The organism is Pseudomonas sp. TZ252 (genome assembly GCF_056110345.1).
This window is the reverse complement of record NZ_CM148566.1, coordinates 4,634,885-4,656,434: the sequence shown is the minus strand read 5'-3', so window position 1 is coordinate 4,656,434 and position 21,550 is coordinate 4,634,885. Positions and strand designations below refer to the sequence as shown.

At 67.6% G+C, this 21,550-nt stretch carries 19 protein-coding genes and 2 riboswitches; of the genes, 7 read left to right on the top strand and 12 right to left on the bottom strand.

Annotated elements, in window-relative coordinates:
- Nucleotides 1-70: 70 nt before the first annotated feature.
- The 3 genes from ACYAF3_RS21585 to ACYAF3_RS21575 all read right to left on the bottom strand — a co-directional run bounded on the left by ACYAF3_RS21585 (nt 71) and on the right by ACYAF3_RS21575 (nt 3,013).
- Complete coding sequence (locus ACYAF3_RS21585) at nt 71-1,210, bottom strand: thiolase family protein (protein WP_003114002.1); 1,140 nt, start codon at nt 1,208-1,210, stop codon at nt 71-73.
- 121 nt (nt 1,211-1,331) lie between these two features.
- Entirely contained in the window at nt 1,332-1,976 is a 645-nt protein-coding gene (locus ACYAF3_RS21580; RefSeq protein WP_003119819.1) for a vWA domain-containing protein, read from the bottom strand.
- A gap of 20 nt (nt 1,977-1,996) precedes the next feature.
- Nucleotides 1,997-3,013, bottom strand: coding sequence for a magnesium chelatase ATPase subunit I (locus ACYAF3_RS21575; RefSeq protein ID WP_023517782.1), 1,017 nt, complete (start codon nt 3,011-3,013; stop codon nt 1,997-1,999).
- A 570-nt stretch (nt 3,014-3,583) separates the two neighbouring features.
- Here ACYAF3_RS21575 and ACYAF3_RS21570 point away from each other — a divergent pair.
- Nucleotides 3,584-4,678, top strand: coding sequence for a 3-deoxy-7-phosphoheptulonate synthase (locus ACYAF3_RS21570; RefSeq protein ID WP_105579178.1), 1,095 nt, complete (start codon nt 3,584-3,586; stop codon nt 4,676-4,678).
- 28 nt (nt 4,679-4,706) lie between these two features.
- Here ACYAF3_RS21570 and cobN read toward each other — a convergent pair whose 3' ends face one another.
- The gene (gene cobN, locus ACYAF3_RS21565) at nt 4,707-8,453 is read right to left on the bottom strand and encodes a cobaltochelatase subunit CobN (RefSeq protein WP_023114513.1); all 3,747 of its coding nucleotides are present in this window, start codon (nt 8,451-8,453) and stop codon (nt 4,707-4,709) included.
- 75 nt (nt 8,454-8,528) lie between these two features.
- The gene (gene cobW, locus ACYAF3_RS21560) at nt 8,529-9,581 is read right to left on the bottom strand and encodes a cobalamin biosynthesis protein CobW (RefSeq protein WP_023116991.1); all 1,053 of its coding nucleotides are present in this window, start codon (nt 9,579-9,581) and stop codon (nt 8,529-8,531) included.
- Nucleotides 9,582-9,702: 121 nt separating this feature from the next.
- Nucleotides 9,703-9,893, bottom strand: a riboswitch (cobalamin riboswitch).
- 58 nt (nt 9,894-9,951) lie between these two features.
- A riboswitch (cobalamin riboswitch) is annotated at nt 9,952-10,101 on the top strand.
- Between the two features lie 102 nt (nt 10,102-10,203).
- Here cobW and ACYAF3_RS21555 point away from each other — a divergent pair.
- From ACYAF3_RS21555 to ACYAF3_RS21535, 5 genes are all read left to right on the top strand, one after another.
- Nucleotides 10,204-10,386 (top strand): CbtB domain-containing protein, encoded by a 183-nt coding sequence (locus tag ACYAF3_RS21555; RefSeq protein ID WP_003091059.1) that lies wholly within the window; start codon nt 10,204-10,206, stop codon nt 10,384-10,386.
- Between the two features lie 17 nt (nt 10,387-10,403).
- A complete protein-coding gene (locus tag ACYAF3_RS21550) occupies nt 10,404-11,105 on the top strand; it encodes a CbtA family protein (protein WP_003162182.1) in 702 nt (233 codons plus the stop codon).
- A 72-nt stretch (nt 11,106-11,177) separates the two neighbouring features.
- Entirely contained in the window at nt 11,178-11,606 is a 429-nt protein-coding gene (locus ACYAF3_RS21545) for a cobalamin biosynthesis protein (RefSeq protein WP_016562082.1), read from the top strand.
- Nucleotides 11,603-12,355, top strand: a complete 753-nt coding sequence (gene cobM, locus ACYAF3_RS21540) for a precorrin-4 C(11)-methyltransferase (RefSeq protein ID WP_003102926.1) — start codon at nt 11,603-11,605, stop codon at nt 12,353-12,355. Before ACYAF3_RS21545 ends, cobM begins: the two co-directional genes overlap by 4 nt.
- Nucleotides 12,356-12,483: 128 nt before the next feature.
- Nucleotides 12,484-13,431, top strand: coding sequence for an alpha/beta fold hydrolase (locus ACYAF3_RS21535; RefSeq protein WP_003162180.1), 948 nt, complete (start codon nt 12,484-12,486; stop codon nt 13,429-13,431).
- Between the two features lie 72 nt (nt 13,432-13,503).
- Here the strand turns inward: ACYAF3_RS21535 and fabV are convergent, their stop codons facing one another.
- The 3 genes from fabV to ACYAF3_RS21520 all read right to left on the bottom strand — a co-directional run bounded on the left by fabV (nt 13,504) and on the right by ACYAF3_RS21520 (nt 16,563).
- Nucleotides 13,504-14,700 carry an enoyl-ACP reductase FabV gene (gene fabV, locus ACYAF3_RS21530; RefSeq protein WP_003102929.1) on the bottom strand — a complete coding sequence of 399 codons (1,197 nt, stop codon included), beginning with the start codon at nt 14,698-14,700 and terminating at the stop codon, nt 13,504-13,506.
- Between the two features lie 184 nt (nt 14,701-14,884).
- Nucleotides 14,885-15,814, bottom strand: coding sequence for an electron transfer flavoprotein subunit alpha/FixB family protein (locus ACYAF3_RS21525; RefSeq protein WP_003091099.1), 930 nt, complete (start codon nt 15,812-15,814; stop codon nt 14,885-14,887).
- Nucleotides 15,814-16,563: an electron transfer flavoprotein subunit beta/FixA family protein gene (locus tag ACYAF3_RS21520; protein WP_003091107.1), complete on the bottom strand. Its 750-nt coding sequence runs from the start codon at nt 16,561-16,563 to the stop codon at nt 15,814-15,816. Before ACYAF3_RS21520 ends, ACYAF3_RS21525 begins: the two co-directional genes overlap by 1 nt.
- 320 nt (nt 16,564-16,883) lie before the next feature.
- On the opposite strand from ACYAF3_RS21520, the gene ACYAF3_RS21515 reads away from it, so the two are divergent.
- On the top strand, nt 16,884-18,539 hold the full coding sequence (locus ACYAF3_RS21515) for an electron transfer flavoprotein-ubiquinone oxidoreductase (RefSeq protein ID WP_003102932.1): 1,656 nt from the start codon (nt 16,884-16,886) through the stop codon (nt 18,537-18,539).
- 48 nt (nt 18,540-18,587) lie between these two features.
- On the opposite strand, the gene ACYAF3_RS21510 is transcribed toward ACYAF3_RS21515, so the two are convergent.
- The 4 genes from ACYAF3_RS21510 to ACYAF3_RS21495 all read right to left on the bottom strand — a co-directional run bounded on the left by ACYAF3_RS21510 (nt 18,588) and on the right by ACYAF3_RS21495 (nt 21,531).
- A complete protein-coding gene (locus ACYAF3_RS21510) occupies nt 18,588-19,157 on the bottom strand; it encodes a DUF1285 domain-containing protein (protein ID WP_003113996.1) in 570 nt (189 codons plus the stop codon).
- A complete protein-coding gene (locus ACYAF3_RS21505) occupies nt 19,150-19,782 on the bottom strand; it encodes a DUF4823 domain-containing protein (protein WP_003091112.1) in 633 nt (210 codons plus the stop codon). The genes ACYAF3_RS21510 and ACYAF3_RS21505 overlap by 8 nt, the downstream gene beginning before the upstream one ends.
- Before the next feature lie 64 nt (nt 19,783-19,846).
- Nucleotides 19,847-20,743, bottom strand: coding sequence for a radical SAM protein (locus ACYAF3_RS21500; protein ID WP_023116994.1), 897 nt, complete (start codon nt 20,741-20,743; stop codon nt 19,847-19,849).
- 149 nt (nt 20,744-20,892) lie between these two features.
- Nucleotides 20,893-21,531, bottom strand: a complete 639-nt coding sequence (locus ACYAF3_RS21495; RefSeq protein ID WP_003091114.1) for a TetR/AcrR family transcriptional regulator — start codon at nt 21,529-21,531, stop codon at nt 20,893-20,895.
- Nucleotides 21,532-21,550: the final 19 nt, after the last annotated feature.

Sequence of the window (21,550 nt, the reverse complement as noted above, 5' to 3'; positions counted from 1 at the left end):
CCGGGCCGCCGGCGCAGGTTCCCCATCCAGGCCCGGCTCATCCACCGGGCCTTTTTTCATCGGCGCGCGATCACTCCACCGCTTCCAGCAGGGTCGCCACGCCCTGGCCGCCGGCGATGCACTGGGTGGCGATGGCATAGCGCCCGCCGGTGCGCCGCAGCAACGCAGCGGCCTTGCCGGTGATCCGCGCGCCGGTGGCGCCCAGCGGATGACCGATGGCCAGGGCGCCGCCATCCAGGTTGATCCTGTCCATGTCCAGCCCCAGTTCACGGATGCAGGCGATGGATTGGCTGGCGAAGGCCTCGTTGATCTCCACCAGGTCGATGTCGGCGATGCCCAGCCCGGCCCGTTGCAGAACCTTGCGCGTCGCCTGCACCGGCCCCATGCCCATGATCTCCGGCGCACAACCGGCCACCGCCACCGCCTTGATCCGCGCCAGGATCACCAGCCCGTGGCGGCGCGCGAAGTCCTCGCTACAGACCAGCAGCGCGGCGCTGCCATCGGTGAGCGGCGACGAGGTGGCGGCGGTGACGCTGCCGCCGAACGCCGGCTTCAACTGGGCCAGGCTCTCCAGGTTGGTACCCGGGCGGATGCAGCCATCCTCGGCGACCCGGCCGGCGGGGGTGTCGATGGCGACGATCTCCTCGCGCAGCAAGCCGGCCTCGCGCGCGGCGACTGCCTTGGCGTGGGAGCGTACGGCCATCTCTTCCTGCTCGACGCGGCTGACGGCGTAGCGCTCGGCGACATTCTCGGCGGTCTGCCCCATGCTCATGTATACCGCCGGATAGTCCTGCAGCAACGCGGGATTGGGCGACAGGTTGAAGCCGCCCATCGGCACCCGCGTCATCGACTCTACCCCGGCGGCGATGAAGGCTTCTCCGGCGCCCAGCAGGACTTGCCCGGCGGCGTAGTGGACGGCGCTCATGGACGAACCGCAGAAACGGTTGAGGGTCGCACCGCCGAGGCTCTGCGGGAAGCCGGCACGGAAACTGGCGATGCGCGCGATGTTCATGCCCTGTTCCGCCTCCGGATAGGCGCAGCCCATGACCACGTCCTCCAGCAGCGCAGGGTCGAGATCGAGTTTCTCCACCAGCCCCTTGAGCACCGCGGCGGCCAAGTCATCCGGGCGGATATCGACCAGCGCGCCTTTCCTGGCGAAGTGGAACGGCGAACGGGCGTAACCGGCGATAACGACTGAAATCGGCGACATGAGGATATCTCCGTGAGATGGATTGGCTGGATCGCAGGAAGATATTACGCGCATAATATTTATTGAATTACAGTCGAAATACAATTTGACCGAAAAAGCCGCAGGACTCGCCGAAACGCCCTCAGACTTCGTTCAATTCACTGATATGCCGATACTCGGCCCCCAGTTCCCGGGCCAGGCGCTCGGCCTTGCCCAGGCGCAACGGGCCGCTTTCGAGGTCGACCAGCAGGCTCGGGCAGGCAGCCTCCGGCAGCGCCGGCCAGTCGCGCAGACGGCCGTCGGTAAGCACCAGCAGACGCTGATGCTCGGCGGGTTTCTGCCGCTGTCGGCGCGCCAGCCAGCCAGCGGCCTGGTGCAGGGCGTCGAGCAGCGGCGTACCGCCGCCGGCGCCCAGCTGGCGTAGCCAGTCCTGCAACTCCCGCGAGGCCTTCTGCCCCTGCCAGAGCCATTGCGCCTGCTGCCCGGTGGCATGCAGCACGGCCAGGCGGATGCGCTGCCGATAAGCCTCCTCGAACAGCGTCGCCAACACTCCCTTGGCCTGGGCCAGGGCGCCGTACCGGCGGGTGCTGGCGGAGGCATCGACGATCACCAGCCAGAGTTCGCCCGGGCGCCGGCTGCGCGGCTGGCGAAGCAGGTCGCGGCGCTGTCGGGGACGTCCACGCAGCAGGGTCGGCAACCATTGGATGGCGCCCTCCGCACCCTGGCTCAGGGCGCCGCCAAGACCGCCGCGCAGGGCTCCGGGTCTGCTCCTGGCATCCGCACCCATGACCGAGCGCGGGCGGATGCTCAGGGCTTTTTTGGCCAGCGCGGCAGCTCGCGGGCGGTCCCCATGGCCACCGGCCGAGCCGGCAATTCGCCCCACTGCCCTTCGCCGTCGCCGGTGCGCTCCGGGAGCGCGACAGGGGCCGCCGCGGGCGGTGGCGGTGGATTGGCCGCCGATGGTGGCGGGTTCGACTGGCGACGGCGATGCAGCAGGGCGAAATGTTCCACCGCATCGATGTCCTCCGCCTCGATCCGCTCGCCGCCGCGCCAGGCCGCATGGGCGCGCGCCGCGCGCAGCCAGACCAGGTCGGCGCGCAGGCCATCGACAGCCGCCTCGAAGCAGCGTCGAGCGATGCTGTCCAGCGCCGCATCGTCCAGGGGAATCCGCGCCAGCCGCCGGCGCGCCTCGGCGCAACGGCGGCGCAGGGTGTCCTGCTGGCCTTCCCAGCGTTCGGCGAAGGCCTGCGGGTCGGCATCGAAGGCCAGCCGGCGACGGATGATCTCTGCCCGCTCGGCCGGCGGCGGCTGGGTGTCGAGACGCACGTTGAGGCCGAAACGGTCGAGCAGTTGCGGGCGCAGTTCGCCCTCTTCCGGGTTCATCGTGCCGATCAGCACGAAACGCGCCGGATGCCGGTGGGAAATGCCATCGCGCTCGACCAGGTTGACGCCGCTGGCGGCGACGTCGAGCAACAAATCCACCAGGTGGTCCGGCAGCAGGTTAACTTCGTCGACGTAGAGCACGCCGCCGTCGGCCTTGGCCAGCACGCCCGGGGAAAACCGCGCGCGACCTTCGCCGAGGGCGGCGTCCAGGTCGAGGCTGCCGACGATGCGCTCCTCGCTGGCGCCCAGCGGCAGGGTAACGAACTCGCCCGCCGGCAGCAGTTCGGCGACGCCCCGCGCCAGGGTCGACTTGGCCATTCCGCGCGGCCCCTCGATCAGTACCCCGCCGATCGCCGGATCGACCGCGGCCAGGCACAGCGCCAGCTTCAGTTCGTCGGCGGCGACCACGGCGGACAGGGGGTAATGCACGGTAGCGCTCATGGGGATTCCTGCGGCGGACGGACGGAAATACGGACCGCCAAGTCTATCAGGCCGGCGGCGCCGGTATCGAACCGTGAAACAGTCGTTGAACCGGCCGCCTCGCTTGCAGTAAGCTCGGGACTCGTTCACGGGAGAAACCCATGCCGCACACCCGCCATCCGCACCTGCATTCCAGTGCCTCGCGCCCTGGCTTGTCGTTGCGCGCGCGTGCGCCGCAGGCACCCCGTGCCGCGTATTTCTTCGGGTATTGGTTTAGCCACTCCGGCGCCTGATACCCCAACGGCGCCCACGGTATACGGGACGCCTACCCTGCACACGCAAACCCCCGGTCGGCTCCCCGACCGGGGGTTTTGTTTTTCCGGCCCGTTTTTCCGGCCCACAAGGCCACAACCACAGACCAACGCACAGGACATCGATCATGACCGCATACCGCTACCGCACTGGCTACCCGCTCAACACCTGGCGATTTAGCGACGGCCGCCAGCCGCTCGCCAACCCACGACATTGCCGAACACCTCGATAGGGCACGACGCGCGCGGGACGCCCGCCGCCAGCCCAGGAAGCCAGACCATGAACTCATCCGTATCCGCACTGACCACCCTTTCGCCGAACGTCCAGGCCGTCGCCCTGCCCAGCGCCACCGCCCGTACCGCCCTGGAACGCCTGCCCAGCCCGCTCGAACTCAAGGCCCGCCAGCCGTTGCCGCTGGAGCTGGCCAGCCAGGTCGCCGCCAGCCGCGACGCCATCCGCGCCATCCTCGACGGCGACGACCCGCGCCTGCTGGTGGTAGTCGGACCCTGTTCGATCCACGATCCCCGCTCCGCCCTCGAATACGCCGAACGCCTCGCGGCGCTGAGCGACGAACTCGACGGCCAGTTGCTCCTGGTGATGCGCGCCTACGTGGAAAAGCCACGCACCACGGTGGGCTGGAAGGGCCTCGCCTACGACCCGCACCTGGATGGCAGCGACGACATGGCCGCCGGCCTGGCGCTGTCCCGGCAACTGATGCTGGACATGCTGCGCCTCGGCCTGCCGCTGGCCACCGAACTCCTGCAACCGCTGGCCGCCGGCTACTTCGACGACCTGCTGAGCTGGGCGGCGATCGGCGCGCGCACCAGCGAATCGCAGATCCACCGCGAGCTGGTCAGCGGCCTCGGCCTGCCGGTGGGCTTCAAGAACGGCACCGACGGCGGCGTCGGCATCGCCTGCGACGCGATCCGTTCGGCGGCCCACGGCCACCGCCATTTCGGCCTCGACCCGCACGGTCACCCGGCGCTGATCGAGACCCGCGGCAATCCGGACACCCATGTGGTGCTGCGCGGCGGCCGCCACGGTTCGAACTACGGCCCCGAGCAGGTGCAGGCCGTGCGCCAGGCCCTGGAAAGCCAGGGCATCGCCACGCGGATGGTGGTCGATTGCAGTCACGCCAACAGCAGCAAGAACCCGCTGAACCAGCCCGGCGTCCTCGCCAGCGTGCTGGACCAGCGCCTGGCCGGTGCCAGCGACCTGGTCGGGGTAATGCTGGAAAGCCACCTGTTCGACGGTTGCCAGGCGCTCGGCGGCGAACTGCGCTACGGCGTCTCGATCACCGACGGCTGCCTCGGCTGGGAAGGCACCGAGCGGATTCTCCGCGACGCCGCCCGGCGGCTCGCCGAGCGGCGCTGAAAGCGGCGCGAGCGGCCATGCCGCTCCGCTATTCCTCTTCGACGTCCAGCAGCAGGTTCTCCAGGGCCTCGCGATAGGCCCCCGGCTCCTGCCAGAGCCCGCGCCGCTGCGCCTCCACCAGGCGCTCGGCCATGTCGCGCAGGGCCTGCGGATTGTGCTGGCGGACGAACTCGCGGGTCTCCGCATCGAGCAGGTAGGCGTCGGCCAGCAGCGCGTACTGGTGGTCGTCGATCAACTCGCTGGTGGCATCGAAGGCGCACAGGTAGTCCACCGTCGCCGCCAGTTCGAAGGCGCCCTTGTAGCCGTGGCGCTTCATCCCGGCGATCCACTTCGGATTCACCGCCCGCGCCCGCACCACCCGGTTGAGCTCTTCCTTGAGCGTGCGGATGCGCGGGTTGTCCGGCTGGCTGTGGTCGCCGTGGTAACTGGCCACCGGCGCGCCGCGCAGGGTTTCCACCGCCGCCAGCATGCCGCCCTGGAACTGGTAGTAGTCGTTGGAATCGAGCAGGTCGTGCTCGCGGTTGTCCTGGTTGTGCAGCACCGCCTGCAGGCGTTCCAGGCGCTGGGCGAAGCGTTCCCGCGCCGGCGTGCCGTCGTCGGCGGCACCGTAGGCGTAGCCGCCCCAGTTCAGGTAGACCTCGGCAAGGTCGGCGCGGGTCTCCCACAGCCGCTCTTCGATTGCGCCCTGCACGCCGGCGCCGTAGGCACCCGGCTTGGCGCCGAAGATCCGCCAGCCGGCCTGCCGGCGCGCCTCCGCCGGCGCCGTGCCCTGCGCCTCGAGGCGCTGGCGCTCCAGGCGTACGCGAGCGGCCAGCGGGTTCAGCTCCTCCGCCTCGTCCAGCTCGGCGACCGCCTGCACCGCCGCATCGAACAGGCGGATCAGGTTGGCGAAGGCGTCGCGGAAGAACCCGGAGACCCGCAGCGTCACGTCGACCCGCGGGCGGTCCAGCAGGGAGACCGGGAGTATCTCGAAATCGGCGACGCGCTGGCTGCCGGCCTGCCAGACCGGTCGCACGCCGAGCAGGGCCAGGGCCTGGGCGATGTCGTCGCCGCCGGTGCGCATGGTCGCCGTGCCCCACACCGAGAGACCGAGCTGGCGCAGGTGATCGCCATGTTCCTGCAGGTGACGCTCGAGCAGCAGGTTGGCCGACTGGAAGCCGATGCGCCAGGCGGTCGGGGTCGGCAGGTTGCGCACGTCCACCGAGAAGAAGTTGCGTCCGGTGGGCAGCACGTCGAGTCGCCCGCGACTCGGCGCGCCGCTCGGACCGGCCGGTACGAAGCGCCCTTCGAGGGCTGCCAGCAGCCCGTCGATCTCGGCCCCGCCACAGGCGTCCAGGGTCGGTGCCACCTGTTCGCACAAGCCGCGCAACACCTCGCCGCTGGCACGCCAGGTGGCAGGCGGCGATTCGCCGCCCAGGCAGCTTTCTATCCAGTGCAACGCCAGCAATTCCAGGCGTTCGCGGGTATCCCCGAGAGTACGCCAGGGCTCCCCGCCCCGCTCTTCCAGGCAGGCCGGCCGCGCGCCCTGCCAGGCCTCGCCCATGTCGCAGGCCAGCGGATCGAAGCCCAGGCCAAGGTCGTCCGCCAGGCTCTTCAGCAACCCGGCGTTGGCGCCCTTGCCATCGCCGCGCGGAACCCGCAGCAGCGCCAGCAGGGTATCCAGGCGCAATCGCCCGCTCGGCGACTCGCCGAACACATGCAGGCCGTCGCGGATCTGCGACTCCTTCAGGTCGCAGAGATAGGCGTCCAGCTGCGGCAGCCAGCTGTCCGGATCGTCGCTGAGCTGCAAGCCGATCTCGCGGTCGAGACGGTTGTCGCGCAGGAGGACGAGAATCTCGCCGCGCAACTGTTCGGCGCGGCGCGGGTCGAGCAGCGAGGCATCGTAGAACTCGTCGGCCAGGCGCTCCAGGTCGCGCAGCGGGCCGTAGCTCTCGGCGCGGGTCAGCGGCGGCATCAGGTGGTCGATGATCACCGCCTGGGTGCGGCGCTTGGCCTGGGCGCCCTCCCCCGGATCGTTGACGATGAACGGATAGATGTTCGGCAGCGGACCGAGCAACGCGTCCGGCCAGCATTCGGCGGACAGGCCGACTCCCTTGCCCGGCAGCCATTCCAGGTTACCGTGCTTGCCGACGTGCAGCAGGGCATCGGCGCGGTAGGCGTGGCGCAGCCAGAAGTAGAACGCCAGGTAGCCGTGCGGCGGCACCAGGTCGGGATCGTGGTAGACCGCCGCCGGATCGAGCTGATAGCCGCGCGCCGGCTGGATGCCGACGAAGGTCAGGCCATAGCGCAGGCCGGCGACCATCATCCGTCCGTCGCGGAACATCGGGTCCTGTTGCGGCTCGCCCCAGCGCGCCAGCACCGCCTGGCGATTGCGCTCCGGCAGGCGTGCGAAGCAGGCCAGGTAGTCGTCCAGCGCCAGGCTCTGGGCGCAGGGCCGTAGGTCGAGATGCTCCAGGTCGTTGCTGACGCCGCCGAGCAACTGGCGGATCAGCTCGGTTCCGCTGGCGGGCAGTCCGTCGACCGGATAGCCCTGCTGGCGCAGGGCACGAAGGATGTTCAGCGCCGCCGCCGGGGTGTCCAGGCCGACGCCGTTGCCGATCCGGCCATCGCGGGTCGGGTAGTTGGCCAGCACCAGCGCCACCCGTTTTTCCGCGTTTGGCTTGCGCGCCAGCTCGGCCCAGCGCCGCGCCAGTTCGGCGACGAAATCCATGCGCTCGTCGTCGGCGAGATAGCAGACCACGTCGCTCTCGCTGCGTTCGCTGCGCCAGGCCAGGCCCTTGAAACTGATCGGCCGGGTGACGATGCGCCCGTCCAGCTCCGGCAGCGCCACGTGCATGGCCAGGTCGCGCGGCCCCAGGCCTTGCGGGTTGTCCAGCCAGAGCGGGCGGTTGTCCAGCGAGCAGATCGCCTGCAACACCGGCACGTCGCGACGGAACGGACGCAACTCGGGCGCCTCCGGATTGGACTGGGCGAAACCGGTGGTATTGACGATCAGCGCGGCGTCGCTGCGCTCCAGCCAGTCTTCCACCTGCGCCAGGCAGGCGCTTTCCTTGAGGCTGGCCAGCGCGATCGGCAACGGGTTGAGCCCCTGCGCCGCGAGGCGTTCGCAGAAGCGTGCGATGAAGGCGGTGTTGGCTGCCTGCAGGTGGGTGCGATAGAACAGCAACGCGACCACCGGACGCCCGGCCTGCCAGTCGGCACGCCAGTGTTCCAGGGTCGCCTCGGCATGCCGTGGATGGAACAGCGCCACCCGCGGCAGCGCCTGCGGTTCGCGCCAGGCGTAGTCGCGGCCGAGGCACTGGCTGGCCAGGCAGCGGTAGAACTGCCCGGCGTTCTCCAGGCCGCCCTGGCGCAAGTATTGCCAGAAGCGCTCGGCCTGCTCCGCCGGCAGGTTGCCGAGGGCGCTCAGCTCCGGGTCGGGGCGGTCGTCGCCGGGCACCGGGATCAGCAGCGCGCCGCGCTCGGCCAGCGCCACCAGTTGCTCCACGCCGTAGCGCCAGTAGCCGATGCCGCCGTGCAGCGAAAGCAGGATCACCCGCGCGTGCCGCAGCACTTCCTCGACGTAGAGGTCCACCGAGGCGTGGTTCTGCAACTGCATGGGGTTGGCCAGGCGCAGGCTCGGGTAGTCGTCCGGCAGCGCACGGGCGGCCTCGGCCAGCAATGCGAGGTGCGAATCGCCGCTGCAGAGGATCACCAGCTCGGCGGGAGTCTGGGCCAGGTGGGCGATGCCGTCGTCGGGAACGAAGCCGCCGGGTTGGGTGCGCAACAGGTGCATGGACGTTCTACCGGTAGGACGCAAGAAGCTGGGGCCGGCGAATCGCCATCGCCGGCCCCGGCCGGGGATCACGGATCAGGCAAGCGCTGTGCGCAGCTGGTTGGCAATGGCGGCCTGGTCCAGCTCCTGGCCGATCACCACCAGCCGGGTGCTGCGGGCTTCGTCGGCCAGCCACTTGCGGTCGAAATGCCTGTCGAAGCGCTTGCCGACGCCCTGTACCAACAGGCGCATGGGCTTGCCCGGAATGGCGGCGAAACCCTTGATGCGAAGTATGTCGTGACGCTCCACCAGCTCGCCGAGGGCCTCGAGCAGCGCAGCTTCCTCCACCTCGGGGAGATCGACGTGGAAGGAGTCGAACTCGTCGTGGTCGTGGTCCTCGTGGCCTTCGTGGTCGTGGTGGGTCGGCCGGCCGTCGATGTGCAGCTCGGCCTCGGCGTTGAGTCCCAGCAAGACCGGGAGCGGCAGCTCGCCCCGGCTCGCCTCGACGATCTTCACCGCCGCCGGCAGCTCCCCGGCGATCTCCGCGCGGACCCGCGCCAGGGCCTCGGTGTCGAGCTGGTCGGCCTTGTTCAGGATCACCAGGTCGGCGCTGGCCAACTGGTCCTCGAACAGTTCGTGCAGCGGCGATTCATGGTCGAGGTTGGGGTCCTGGCGGCGTTGCTGGTCCACCTGCTCGGGATGGGCGGCGAAGGTGCCGGCCGCCACCGCCGGGCTGTCGACCACGGTGATCACCGCGTCGACCGTGCAGGCGTTGCGGATTTCCGGCCACTGGAAAGCCTGCACCAGCGGCTTGGGCAGGGCCAGGCCGCTGGTCTCGATGAGGATCTGGTCAAGGTCGCCGCGGCGCGCCACCAGCTCGCGCATCACCGGGAAGAACTCTTCCTGCACGGTGCAGCACAGGCAACCGTTGGCCAGCTCGAAAACGCGGCCCTGCGCCTCTTCTTCGCTGCAGCCGATGGAACATTGCTTGAGGATCTCGCCGTCGATGCCGAGTTCGCCGAACTCGTTGACGATCACCGCGATGCGCCGGCCTTCGGCGTTGTCCAGCATGTGCCGGAGCAAGGTGGTCTTGCCGGCGCCGAGGAAGCCGGTGACGATGGTGACGGGGAGTTTCGCCAGGGTTTTCATGGGCAGCCCTTGTTCAGCTCGGCGGGCATGCGGACGAGTGGCGCGGACGCAGGGGCCGCGCAACGGATTCGCCACCGGATCACCCCGCCCGGTTGTATGGAAGTCTTGTCCCCGGGCATCGCGCCACGGGATCGACGAGGCAGGTCTCCTGGCTCACGGTCTGGCGTCTCCGCCGGTTCCCCGCCTTCCCGCGTCACGCAGTGGCATTGGGGAACGATCGCCGTTCACAGTTGCGGGGGCAGCCGCGGCATCGACCGCGTTCCCTCTTAGCCCCGCCGTCGCCGGCGAGGAACCTCGAACCGGCAAGGCTACGCAGTGCGCGGGCCAGGGTCAATCGGGCCGGTTGACGCCCGGCGGTCCTTCATGCTGTCCTAGGCGGGTTGTCCCAGGTGTCTCGTGCCGGCGCGCACGAGGTGAAACGGGAAGCCGGTGACGCTCTCCGAGCCAGTCCGGCGCTGCCCCCGCAACGGTAAGCGCATCGCGCGCGAGCCCGGAGACCGGCCTGGAACCTTTCGTTTGATTCACCCGCGGTGGGCGGGCGCAAGCGTGAAGCGGGCCGTCCGGGCCTGTTCCTCGTGCGTACTCCTCTGCCACGCCCATGCCAATCCAGAGGGAACGCACCATGTCCAGCAGCACCCTGGCGCACGCCAGCTCCACCACCTCCCTGTCGAAGCGACTGAGCCTGGCCATCGGCGCCGGCCTGCTCGGCGCGCTGCTGGTCTATTTCGCCGGTTTCTCGCACATCGACGCGGTACACAACGCCGCCCACGATACCCGGCACAGCTCCGGCTTCCCCTGCCACTGAGTCGCGAGGGAACCAGAATGATCAAGCGCATCGCCCAGACCGCCGGCTTCGCCGGCCTGCTCGCCGCCCTGCTGCTGACCCTGCTGCAGATTCTCTGGGTCACCCCGCTGATCCTCGAGGCGGAGACCTACGAGAAGAGCGAGCCGGTCGCGGCCCAGCCCCACGAACACACCCCCGGCGTCGCCGCCCATGTCCACGACGAGGAGGCCTGGGAGCCGGAGGACGGCTGGCAGCGTACCCTCTCCACCACCGGCGGCAACCTGGTGGTGGCGGTCGGCTTCGCCCTGATGCTCGCCGGCCTCTTCACCCTGCGCGCGCCGGGCCAGACCTGGCAGGGCCTGCTCTGGGGCCTGGCCGGCTACGCGGTGTTCTGCCTGGCGCCGTCGCTGGGCCTGCCGCCGGAGCTGCCGGGTACCGCCGCGGCCGACCTGGTGCAACGCCAGTACTGGTGGATCGCCACCGCCGCCGCCACCGCGGTGGGCCTGGCCCTGCTGGTGTTCGGCGGCAACTGGCCGCTGAAGCTGGTCGGCGCCGTCCTGCTGGCGCTGCCGCACCTGTTCGGCGCGCCGCAGCCCGAGGTCCATGCCAGCCTGGCGCCGGAAGCCCTGGCCCAGCGTTTCGTGGTCGCCTCGCTGGTCAGCAATGCGCTGTTCTGGGCCGCCCTCGGCCTGGCCGCTGCCTGGCTGTTCCGGCGCAACCGGGGCGGCGTCGACGCCTGACCGCCTGCCACCCGCGACCCTTGCCGGTCGCGGGTCCATAGTGCCTCTCCTTCCATTTCCTCCGGTGCGCGCATGCCCCTGCCCATCCCCAGCCTGCTGATCGCCGGCATCGGCTGCCGCCGAGGCTGTAGCGCCGAGCATCTGCGCGCGCTGCTGGAGCGAACGCTGGGCGAATACGGGCGCAGCCTGGCCGAGCTGGACGCCCTCACCAGCATCGACGGCAAACGCGACGAACCCGGCCTGCGGCAACTGGCCACGCTGCTCGAACGCCCCGTGCATTTCCTCGCACCCGCCGTCCTGCACGACTACGAGCCGCGCCTGCTCAGCCCCTCCGCCGTCGCGCTGCGCGAAACCGGCTGCTCCAGCGTCGCCGAGGCCGCCGCCCTGGCCCTGGCCGAACGCCTGGGTGGCGGTCGCGCCGATCTGCTCGGGGCGAAACGCAGCGACGATCGGGCGAGCATCGCCCTGGCACGTCTTCTCACCGAACGAGAACTCCCATGACCGTCTATTTCATCGGCGCCGGTCCCGGCGACCCCGACCTGATCACCGTCAAGGGGCAGCGCCTGATCCGCCAGTGCCCGGTGATCCTCTACGCCGGCTCGCTGGTTCCGCAAGCGCTGCTCGAGGGGCACCAGGCCGGCCAGGTGGTGAACACCGCCGAGCTGGACCTCGAACAGATCGTCGAGCTACTCGCGCAAGCCCATCGCCGCGGCCTCGACGTAGCCCGCGTGCATTCCGGCGATCCCTCCCTGTATGGCGCCATCGGCGAGCAGATCCGCCACCTGCGCGAACTCGGCATCCCCTATGAGATCGTCCCCGGGGTCACCGCCACCGCCGCCTGCGCCGCCCTGCTCGGCTGCGAGCTGACCCTGCCCGAAGTGTCCCAGACGCTGATCCTGACCCGCTACGCCGCACGCACGAAGATGCCGGAAGGCGAGAGCCTGGGTGACCTGGCGCGGCACCGGGCGACCCTGGCGATCCACCTGGGCGTCGCCCACCTGGCGAAGATCGTCGAGGAACTGCTGCCGCACTACGGCGCCGACTGCCCGGTCGCGGTGATCCACCGGGCCAGTTGGCCCGACCAGGAACAGGTTCGCGGCACCCTCGGCGACATCCTGCCCAAGGTCGCCGCCAGGAATTTCCGCCGCACCGCGCTGATCCTGGTCGGCGAGGTGCTGGCCGCCGAAGGCTTCGCCGACTCTTCGCTGTACCGCGCCGAGCATCGACATCTCTATCGACCCGGCGAATGAACCGCCGTCCTTAGGTTCGGCGCCGACCACCGGCAGCACGCCTAGACTCGTCACAAGGCTTGCGACAGCGGGCCGGCACGGCTAGCGTTCAGCGCTGGCCCCTTTTTTCCTGAAGCCTTCGGACACCCATGAAACGATTCCTCCTCGGTCTGGTTCTGCTGCTGGCGGTCGCCGCCGGCATCCTCTACTTCGTCCCGGCTACCCTCCTCGCCAGCGTACGCACCGTCGAGCGCGGTCTCGCCGGTCTCAGCGAGCACAGCGTGCAGGTCGACAACCTGGAGATCGCCTACCTGGAAGGTGGCTCGGAGAAGAACCCGACCCTGTTGCTGATCCACGGCTTCGGCGCCGACAAGGACAACTGGCTGCGCTTCGCCCGGCCGCTGACCGAGCGCTACCATGTGGTCGCCCTCGACCTGCCCGGCTTCGGCGACAGCAGCAAGCCGCAACAGGCCAGCTACGACGTCGGCACCCAGGCCGAGCGAGTCGCCAATTTCGCCGCCGCCATCGGCGTGCGCCGCCTGCACCTGGCCGGCAACTCCATGGGCGGGCACATCGCCGCGCTCTACGCGGCGCGCCATCCGGAACAGGTGCTATCGCTGGCGCTGATCGACAACGCCGGGGTGATGCCGGCGCGCAAGAGCGAACTGTTCGAGGACCTGGAGCGCGGCGAGAATCCCCTGGTGGTGCGCCAGCCGGAAGACTTCCAGAAGCTGCTCGACTTCGTGTTCGTCCAGCAACCGCCGCTGCCGGCGCCGCTCAAGCGCTACCTCGGCGAGCGCGCGGTAGCCGCGTCGGCGTTCAACGCGCAGATATTCGAACAACTGCGCCAGCGCTACATCCCGCTGGAGCCGGAACTGCCGAAGATCGAGGCACCGACCCTGCTGCTATGGGGCGACCGCGACCGCGTGCTGGACGTCTCCAGCATCGAGGTGATGCGTCCGCTGCTGAAGCGGCCCAGCGTGGTGATCATGGAAAACTGCGGACACGTGCCGATGGTCGAACGCCCGGAGGAAACCGCGCAGCACTACCAGGCCTTCCTCGACGGCGTACGGAACGCCCAGGTGGCCGGTCGCTGAAAACGCGAACCGGCGCCTGGGCGCCGGTTCGGGGGAGCGGGAGCCGTCGCGAGGACGGCTCGGATCCAGGCCTCAGGCCTGGATCAGGTTGGCGATCTGCACGTCCGGGTTGACGTCCTGCTCGTAGTCGACCCCAGCGACCTCGAAACCGAACAGGTTGAGGAACTCGCTCTTGTAGCCAGCGAAGTCGGTCAATTCGTAAAGGTTCTCGTTGGTTACCTTGTCCCACAGCTCCTCGACACGGGACTGCACTTCCGGCTGCAGTTCCTTGTAGTCGGCACGCAGGCGGCCTTCCTCGTCGAGGCGCGGCTCGGCGCCGTACAGGCTCTCCCGGTACAGGCCGTCGACCTGCTCGATGCAACCTTCGTGGGTACCCTGCTCCTTCATCACCTTGAACAGCAGCGACAGGTACAGCGGCATCATCGGGATCGCCGAGCTGGCCTGGGTCACCACCGCCTTGAGCACCGAGACGCGCGCGTCGCCGCCCAACGGGGCGAGCTTGTCGCGGATACCGAGGACCTTCTGGTCGAGATCCTTCTTGGCTGCGCCGATGGAACCGTTCCAGTAGATGTCGTGGGTGATCTTCTCGCCCAGGTAGGTGAACGCGGTGGTCTTCGCGCCGTCGGCCAGCACGTCGGCCTCCAGCAGCGCGTCGATCCACATCTGCCAGTCCTCGCCGCCCATCACCGCAACGGTATCGGCGACCTCCTGGTCGCTGGCCGCCTCCAGGACCACGTCCTTGATCACTTCCTTGTCGGTGTCCAGGCCACGGAAGCTGACCGACTTGCCGATCGGCTTGAGGGTCGAGGAGAACACTTCGCCGCTCTTCGGATGGGTACGGCGCGGCGCGGCCAGGCTGTAGACCACCAGGTCGACCTTGCCGAGATCGCGCTTGATGGTCTCGATGGTCAGCCGCTTCACCTCGTCGGAGAAAGCGTCGCCATTGATGCTGCGGGCATACAGGCCTTTCTCGTGGGCGAACTTCTCGAAGGCCGCCGAGTTGTACCAGCCGGCGGTGCCCGGCTTGCTCTCGCTGCCCGGACGCTCGAAGAACACCCCGAGGGTATCGGCGCCGGAACCGAACGCGGCGGTGATGCGGGCAGCCAGGCCATAGCCGGTGGAGGAACCGATGACCAGGACCTTCTTCGGTCCGTTGACGACGGGGCCCTTGGCCTCGACGTAGTCGATCTGTTGCTTGACGTTGGCCTCGCAGCCTGCCGGATGGGTAGTGACGCAGATGAAGCCACGCACGCGCGGTTTGATGATCATGAAAACCTCGGTTGCTAGATGCCGGAAAAGCACATTCAGGAGCTAGAGACGTCGCGCATTGTAAATGAGACACCTCCGCTTGGGCGGACCGAAGGCAGGAATCGTGACCAAAGGGTCACGCGTCGCAGCCCGGACATAAAAAAACCCGCTCCGGGGAGCGGGTCTTGTCGGCTTGGAATCGGGCTCAGACGGCCTTTTCCAGCTCCGGTACGGCGTCGAACAGGTCGGCGACCAGGCCGTAGTCGGCGACCTGGAAGATCGGCGCCTCTTCGTCCTTGTTGATCGCGACGATCACCTTCGAGTCCTTCATGCCCGCCAGGTGCTGGATGGCACCGGAGATACCCACCGCGATGTACAGCTGCGGGGCGACGATCTTGCCGGTCTGGCCGACCTGCATGTCGTTCGGCACGAAACCGGCGTCGACCGCGGCGCGGGAAGCGCCGACTGCGGCACCCAGCTTGTCGGCCAGGGCGTAGAGGATCTTGAAGTTGTCGCCGTTCTGCATGCCGCGGCCGCCGGAGACCACGATCTTGGCAGCGGTCAGTTCCGGACGGTCGGACTTGGCCAGCTCTTCGCCGACGAAGGCGGACTTGCCGGCATCGGCCGGGCCGGAAACCTGCTCGACGGCAGCCGAACCGCCTTCGGCGGCGACGGCGTCGAAGCCGGTGGTACGCACGGTGATCACCTTGACCGCAGCCGAGGACTGCACGGTAGCGATGGCGTTACCGGCGTAGATCGGACGCTTGAAGGTGTCGGGGCTGACCACTTCGACGATCTCGGAGATCTGGTCGACGTCCAGCAGCGCGGCGACGCGCGGCAGGAAGTTCTTGCCGTTGGTGGTAGCCGGGGCCAGCACGTGGCTGTAGTTCTTGCCCAGCTCGGCGATCAGCGGTGCGACGTTTTCCGGCAGTTGGTGGGCGTAGGCGGCGTTGTCGGCGACCAGCACCTTGGAGACGCCCTCGACCTTGGCGGCGGCTTCGGCCACGGCGGCAACGTTCTGTCCGGCGACCAGCACGTGGATGTCGCCGCCAATGGCCTTGGCAGCGGCAACGGTGTTCAGGGTGGCAGCCGCCAGGGCCGCGTTGTTGTGCTCAGCGATAACCAGGATAGCCATTAGATTACCTTCGCCTCGTTCTTCAGTTTCTCTACCAGTTCAGCCACGGACTTGACCTTGATGCCAGCGGAGCGTGCAGCCGGCGCCTCGACCTTCAGGGTCTTCACGGTGGAAGCGGTGGAAACGCCCAGGGCGTCCGGGGTCACCACGTCCAGCGGCTTCTTCTTGGCTTTCATGATGTTCGGCAGCGACGCGTAGCGCGGCTCGTTCAGGCGCAGGTCGGTGGTGACGATGGCCGGCAGGTTCAGCGCGACGGTCTGCAGACCGCCATCGATCTCGCGGGTCACGTTGACCTTGTCGCCAGCGACCTCGACCTTGGAGGCGAAGGTGCCCTGGGCGTAGCCGGTCAGCGCGGCGAGCATCTGGCCGGTCTGGTTGTTGTCGCTGTCGATGGCCTGCTTGCCGAGGATCACCAGCTGCGGCTGCTCCTTGTCGACCACGGCCTTGAGCAGCTTGGCCACGGCCAGGGAGTTCAGCTCGTCGTTGCTCTCCACCAGGATCGCACGGTCAGCGCCCAGCGCCAGCGCGGTGCGCAGTTGCTCCTGGGCGGCGGTCGGGCCGACGGAGACAGCGACGATCTCGGTAGCCACGCCCTTCTCTTTCAGGCGCACGGCTTCTTCCACGGCGATTTCGCAGAAGGGGTTCATGGACATCTTGACGTTGGCGAGGTCGACGCCGGAGTTGTCCGCCTTGACGCGGACCTTGACGTTGTAGTCGACCACTCGTTTGACTGCTACAAGAACCTTCATGGATTCCTCGTTATTCTCCGGTGAATAAGGATGTCGCCAGACAGGCCTGGCCGGTGATGCTCGCCGGCCGGAAACCGACACTCTGCTAGACAGCGACCGCAAAACCGCCCGTATCTTGACCGGATCACCCTTTTCGGTCAATACGGCAAAAGGGTGGTTTCCCCCCCTCGAATGCCGATTCTATCAGGCTTCCAAAGAATTCAAACAAACGTTTGTATTGGACCTGTCCATGCAGCTATATATAATGCGCCCGCTCTGATCAGGGAAAGATCTCAGCCACCAATAAACAGATACCGTGAGCCTTGAGTAGGAGATCGATAGTGGAACGCGAATACATGGAATTCGACGTCGTCATCGTCGGCGCCGGCCCCGCCGGTCTGTCCGCCGCATGCCGACTGAAGCAGAAGGCCGCCGAAGCCGGTCAAGAGATCAGCGTCTGCGTGGTCGAGAAGGGTTCCGAAGTGGGCGCCCACATCCTCTCCGGCGCGGTGTTCGAGCCGCGCGCGCTGAACGAGCTGTTCCCCGACTGGAAGGAACTCGGCGCGCCGCTCAATACCCCGGTGACCGGCGACGACATCTACGTCCTGAAGAGCGCCGAGAGCGCTACCAAGGTGCCCAACTTCTTCGTGCCCAAGACCATGCACAACGAGGGCAACTATATCATCTCCCTGGGCAACCTCTGCCGCTGGCTGGCCCAGCAGGCCGAAGGACTGGGCGTGGAGATCTATCCGGGCTTCGCCGCCCAGGAAGCGCTGATCGACGAGAACGGCGTGGTCCGCGGCATCGTCACCGGCGACCTCGGCGTCGACCGCGAAGGCAACCCGAAAGAAGGCTACTACACCCCCGGCATGGAGCTGCGGGCCAAGTACACCCTGTTCGCCGAAGGCTGCCGCGGGCACATCGGCAAGCAACTGATCAAGAAATACAACCTGGACAGCGAGGCCGATGCCCAGCACTACGGTATCGGCATCAAGGAAATCTGGGACATCGACCCGTCCAAGCACAAGCCCGGCCTGGTGGTCCATACCGCCGGCTGGCCGCTGAACGACGAAAATACCGGCGGCTCGTTCCTCTACCACCTGGAGAACAACCAGGTGTTCGTCGGCCTGATCATCGACCTGTCCTACAGCAACCCGCACCTGTCGCCGTTCGACGAGTTCCAGCGCTACAAGCACCACCCGGTGGTCAAGCAGTACCTGGAAGGCGGCAAGCGCGTGGCCTACGGCGCCCGGGCCATCTGCAAGGGCGGCCTGAATTCGCTGCCGAAGATGGTCTTCCCCGGCGGCGCGCTGATCGGTTGCGACCTCGGCACCCTGAACTTCGCCAAGATCAAGGGCAGCCACACCGCGATGAAGTCCGGCATGCTCGCCGCCGACGCGATCGCCGAGGCCCTGGCCGCCGGCCGCGAAGGCGGCGACGAGCTGTCCAGCTACGTCGATGCGTTCAAGGCCAGCTGGTTGTACGACGAACTGTTCCGCAGCCGCAACTTCGGCGCGGCCATCCACAAGTTCGGCGCTATCGGCGGCGGCGCGTTCAACTTCATCGACCAGAACATCTTCGGCGGCAAGATCCCCGTCACCCTGCATGACGACAAGCCGGACTACGCCTGCCTGAAAAAGGCCAGCGAAGCGCCGAAGATCGACTACCCGAAGCCGGACGGCAAGCTCAGCTTCGACAAGCTGTCCTCGGTGTTCCTCTCCAATACCAACCACGAGGAAGACCAGCCGATCCACCTCAAGCTGGCCGATGCGAGCATTCCGATCGAGAAGAACCTGCCGCTCTACGACGAGCCGGCCCAGCGCTACTGCCCGGCAGGCGTGTACGAAGTGGTGGCCAACGACGACGGCAGCAAGCGCTTCCAGATCAACGCGCAGAACTGCGTGCACTGCAAGACCTGCGACATCAAGGACCCGGCGCAGAACATCACCTGGGTGGCGCCGGAAGGTACCGGCGGGCCGAACTACCCCAACATGTAAGGCAAACGAAAAAGGCTCCCTCGGGAGCCTTTTTTCATGCTGCGCCTGTCAGTCCGGCTGCGGGCCGAGGGGAAAGAACTCGCCGTGGCTCCAGACGCCGAGCCATTCGATGCCGTCGATCCGGCGCGGCACCGCCAGCTCGACCAGCTGGTAGAACACGTTGCGATGCACCAGCGCCTCGAGGTTGTCGCGCACCCGCAGGTAGGGCGTGGGTTCCTGGCTGCGGGGGTCGATCTCGACGCGCAGCGGATGCCCGGCGTCCGCCTCGACCTCGTCCTCGACGTTGGTGGCGAAGCGCAGTACCTGCGCCCCGCCCTCGCCCTGCACCTGCAGGGTCACCGCGACGAAGGGCGCATCGTCGACGCGGATACCGACCTTTTCCACCGGAGTCACCAGGAAATAGTCGTCGCCGTCGCGGCGAATGATGCTGGAGAACAGCTTCACCATCGGCTTGCGTCCGATCGGCGTGCCCAGGTAGAACCAGGTACCGTCGCGGGCGATGCGCATGTCGATGTCGCCGCAGAACGGCGGATTCCACAGGTGCACGGGCGGCAGGCCCTTCTTTTCGCCCCTGGGGATCTGCGCCAGCAGGTCGTTGGCCTTGCCGGTATCACTCATAGCCTGTTCCTCGACTGTTCAGGCCCAGCAATTCCTGGGCGTATTGCTCCAGCGGCGGACGCAGCAGGTCTTCCGGGGTGGCGTCGTAGAACGTCAGGAAACCGCCGCGGCTGCGAATGGTCGCACTGTCCACCAGGAAACGGGTGCTGGTCTCGATCAGCATGACCTGGATGACACTGCGATCGCGCCCGACCCGGCCGAGTTCCTCTTCGTCTTCCCACTCCTCCCAGTTGCCGATCCTGTTGTCGCCCCGGGCGAAACGGCAGTACAGCAGGTAGTGGGCGCCGGCGGCACGCGCCTCGCGCATCGCGTCGTCCAGGCCGAGCGGCGCCTTGGCGCGGCGCACCAGCGGGAAATACTCGACGAAACCTTCGAAGGCCTGCTCGGCCACCACGTTCGGCCGCGCGTACCGGTAGCCCGGCGGCACGAACGGGCCCTGGCCGATGTAGATGAAGGAGTCGGCCTGGATCCGCCGGTTGTTGCTGCGCTGGCTGGCGCTGTGATCGAGCACCCCGGCGTCGCGCAGGTAGTAGTCGGCGCCGTCGGCCAGGTCGCTGGGCTTCATGCAGGCGGACAGGCTGCCCAGGAGGAGCATCGCCAGGGCGATACGGAACAGGTGCAACATCGGTCATCTCCCCTGCCGGCGTCGGAAAACCGGCGAATGACGAGCCGATGCAGCTTCCGCGCCATCACAGGCCACGCTGCCACTCCTGGCGCAGGGCAGCGTGCTGCGGCTGCTCGATGGCCTGGCGGACCTCGGCCAGCAGGCGCGCCTTGTCGGCACCCAGCTCGCCCTTGAGCACCAGATAGTTGGAAGCGTGGTCGCTGCGAAATACCGTGTCTTCGAGCTCCAATCCCTGCAACAGGCGTTCGACCTCGACGAACAGGGCACGCCGATCCAGCGCCTCGAAATCGGCGAAGCCAGCACGGAAACGCTGCTCGCCGGTAGGGAAACTCACCACCAGGGTCGACAGGTACTCCGGCTGGGCGGCGTTCATCAGGCGCGCGGAGTTGTCCGCGTGCTGCGCGCTCAGGGTCATTCCGCCCAGACCGTTGAGGATCATCACCGAACGACTGATCCCCGCCTCGCCAAGCTTTTCCAGCGCATCCAGGGTAGAGGAATAGGTCTCGCCCTTGTTGACCCGTGCCAGCACTTCGTCGTCGCCGGACTCGGCGCCGACATAGGCCATTCGCAGCCCGGCGTCGGCCAGTTCGCGCAACTCGTCGACCGACTTCCTGCGCAGGTTGCGCGGCAGGCAGTAGCTGGATACCCGCTCCACCTCCGGCAAGTGCTCGCGAATCGCCTGCAGCACCGCGAGCAGCCGGCGGGTCGGCAATACCAGGGCGTCGCCATCGGCGAGAAACACCCGCTTGACGATCAGGCGCTCGCCGCAGCGGCGGATCTCCTCCAGTACCTCGTTCTCGTCGCGGGCGCGAAATTTCTTTTGCGGCTGGGTATACATCTCGCAAAAGCCGCATTTGTTCCAGGAACAGCCATTGGTCACCGGGAGGACCAGCGAATGCGCCTCGCTCGGGGGCCGGAACACCGGTTCGATGTAGTGGATGGGGAATTCACGGACACTCATCGGAGAACTCCTGAACGAACGTGGAGCCACCGGCGGATTCGCCGGAAATGGGCAGCCGACGTCCCGCCGGCGGATCGATGGGCGACGAGTATATCCCTGCCGGCAAAGAGTGCGCGGGGCGCAGTGACTGCGTCCCGGCACCACAGGTATCAGGCGCTGGGAGCGTCGCCTTCGCGCTTGCGCTTGTTGCCCATGCGCACGCCGATATCCATCAGGAAGTGGAAGAAACCTTCCTGGTCTTCCAGCACCTCGCGCCAGAACGGCGAGTGGTACAGCGCCACGGCGCCATGCACCAACGCCCAGGCAGCGCAATAATGGAAGTACGGCGGAACGTTCTCCAGCTTGCCGTCGGCGATACGCTCCTTGATCAGCTGGGTCAGGCGTTCGAAGTTGGAGGCGCGGATCTTGTGCAGCTCCTCGACCATCTCCGGCACCTGGCTGGTCTTCACCACCTTCTCTTCCAGGCGGTCGAACAGGCGGTAGCGCTGCGGATCGCGCATGCGGAACTCGAAGTAGGCACGCGACAGGGCTTCCTTGTCGCGGGCTACGTCTTCGGAATGGAACAGGGCGGCGAGATCGCGCTCGTAGTCCAGCATCAGGCGCAGGTAGATCTCCGCCTTGGACTTGAAGTGCTTGTAGATCGTGCCTTTGCCGATGCCGACGGCATCCGCGATCATCTCGACCGTTACGCTGTCTTCCCCCTGTTCGAGGAACAGCTTGAGGGCGGTATCGAGAATCTCCTGTTCACGGCGACGAAATTCACGAACTTTGCGAGGCTCTTTCTGCATAAAAAGACTGTCAGGTCAA

What these genes read in the sequence shown, in the direction of transcription:
- ACYAF3_RS21585 (WP_003114002.1), bottom strand. Translation starts at nt 1,210, where the DNA reads ATGTCGCCGATTTCAGTCGTTATCGCCGGTTACGCCCGTTCGCCGTTC.
- ACYAF3_RS21580 (WP_003119819.1), bottom strand. Translation starts at nt 1,976, where the DNA reads ATGGGTGCGGATGCCAGGAGCAGACCCGGAGCCCTGCGCGGCGGTCTT.
- ACYAF3_RS21575 (WP_023517782.1), bottom strand. Translation starts at nt 3,013, where the DNA reads ATGAGCGCTACCGTGCATTACCCCCTGTCCGCCGTGGTCGCCGCCGAC.
- ACYAF3_RS21570 (WP_105579178.1), top strand. Translation starts at nt 3,584, where the DNA reads ATGAACTCATCCGTATCCGCACTGACCACCCTTTCGCCGAACGTCCAG.
- cobN (WP_023114513.1), bottom strand. Translation starts at nt 8,453, where the DNA reads ATGCACCTGTTGCGCACCCAACCCGGCGGCTTCGTTCCCGACGACGGC.
- cobW (WP_023116991.1), bottom strand. Translation starts at nt 9,581, where the DNA reads ATGAAAACCCTGGCGAAACTCCCCGTCACCATCGTCACCGGCTTCCTC.
- ACYAF3_RS21555 (WP_003091059.1), top strand. Translation starts at nt 10,204, where the DNA reads ATGTCCAGCAGCACCCTGGCGCACGCCAGCTCCACCACCTCCCTGTCG.
- ACYAF3_RS21550 (WP_003162182.1), top strand. Translation starts at nt 10,404, where the DNA reads ATGATCAAGCGCATCGCCCAGACCGCCGGCTTCGCCGGCCTGCTCGCC.
- ACYAF3_RS21545 (WP_016562082.1), top strand. Translation starts at nt 11,178, where the DNA reads ATGCCCCTGCCCATCCCCAGCCTGCTGATCGCCGGCATCGGCTGCCGC.
- cobM (WP_003102926.1), top strand. Translation starts at nt 11,603, where the DNA reads ATGACCGTCTATTTCATCGGCGCCGGTCCCGGCGACCCCGACCTGATC.
- ACYAF3_RS21535 (WP_003162180.1), top strand. Translation starts at nt 12,484, where the DNA reads ATGAAACGATTCCTCCTCGGTCTGGTTCTGCTGCTGGCGGTCGCCGCC.
- fabV (WP_003102929.1), bottom strand. Translation starts at nt 14,700, where the DNA reads ATGATCATCAAACCGCGCGTGCGTGGCTTCATCTGCGTCACTACCCAT.
- ACYAF3_RS21525 (WP_003091099.1), bottom strand. Translation starts at nt 15,814, where the DNA reads ATGGCTATCCTGGTTATCGCTGAGCACAACAACGCGGCCCTGGCGGCT.
- ACYAF3_RS21520 (WP_003091107.1), bottom strand. Translation starts at nt 16,563, where the DNA reads ATGAAGGTTCTTGTAGCAGTCAAACGAGTGGTCGACTACAACGTCAAG.
- ACYAF3_RS21510 (WP_003113996.1), bottom strand. Translation starts at nt 19,157, where the DNA reads ATGAGTGATACCGGCAAGGCCAACGACCTGCTGGCGCAGATCCCCAGG.
- ACYAF3_RS21505 (WP_003091112.1), bottom strand. Translation starts at nt 19,782, where the DNA reads ATGTTGCACCTGTTCCGTATCGCCCTGGCGATGCTCCTCCTGGGCAGC.
- ACYAF3_RS21500 (WP_023116994.1), bottom strand. Translation starts at nt 20,743, where the DNA reads ATGAGTGTCCGTGAATTCCCCATCCACTACATCGAACCGGTGTTCCGG.
- ACYAF3_RS21495 (WP_003091114.1), bottom strand. Translation starts at nt 21,531, where the DNA reads ATGCAGAAAGAGCCTCGCAAAGTTCGTGAATTTCGTCGCCGTGAACAG.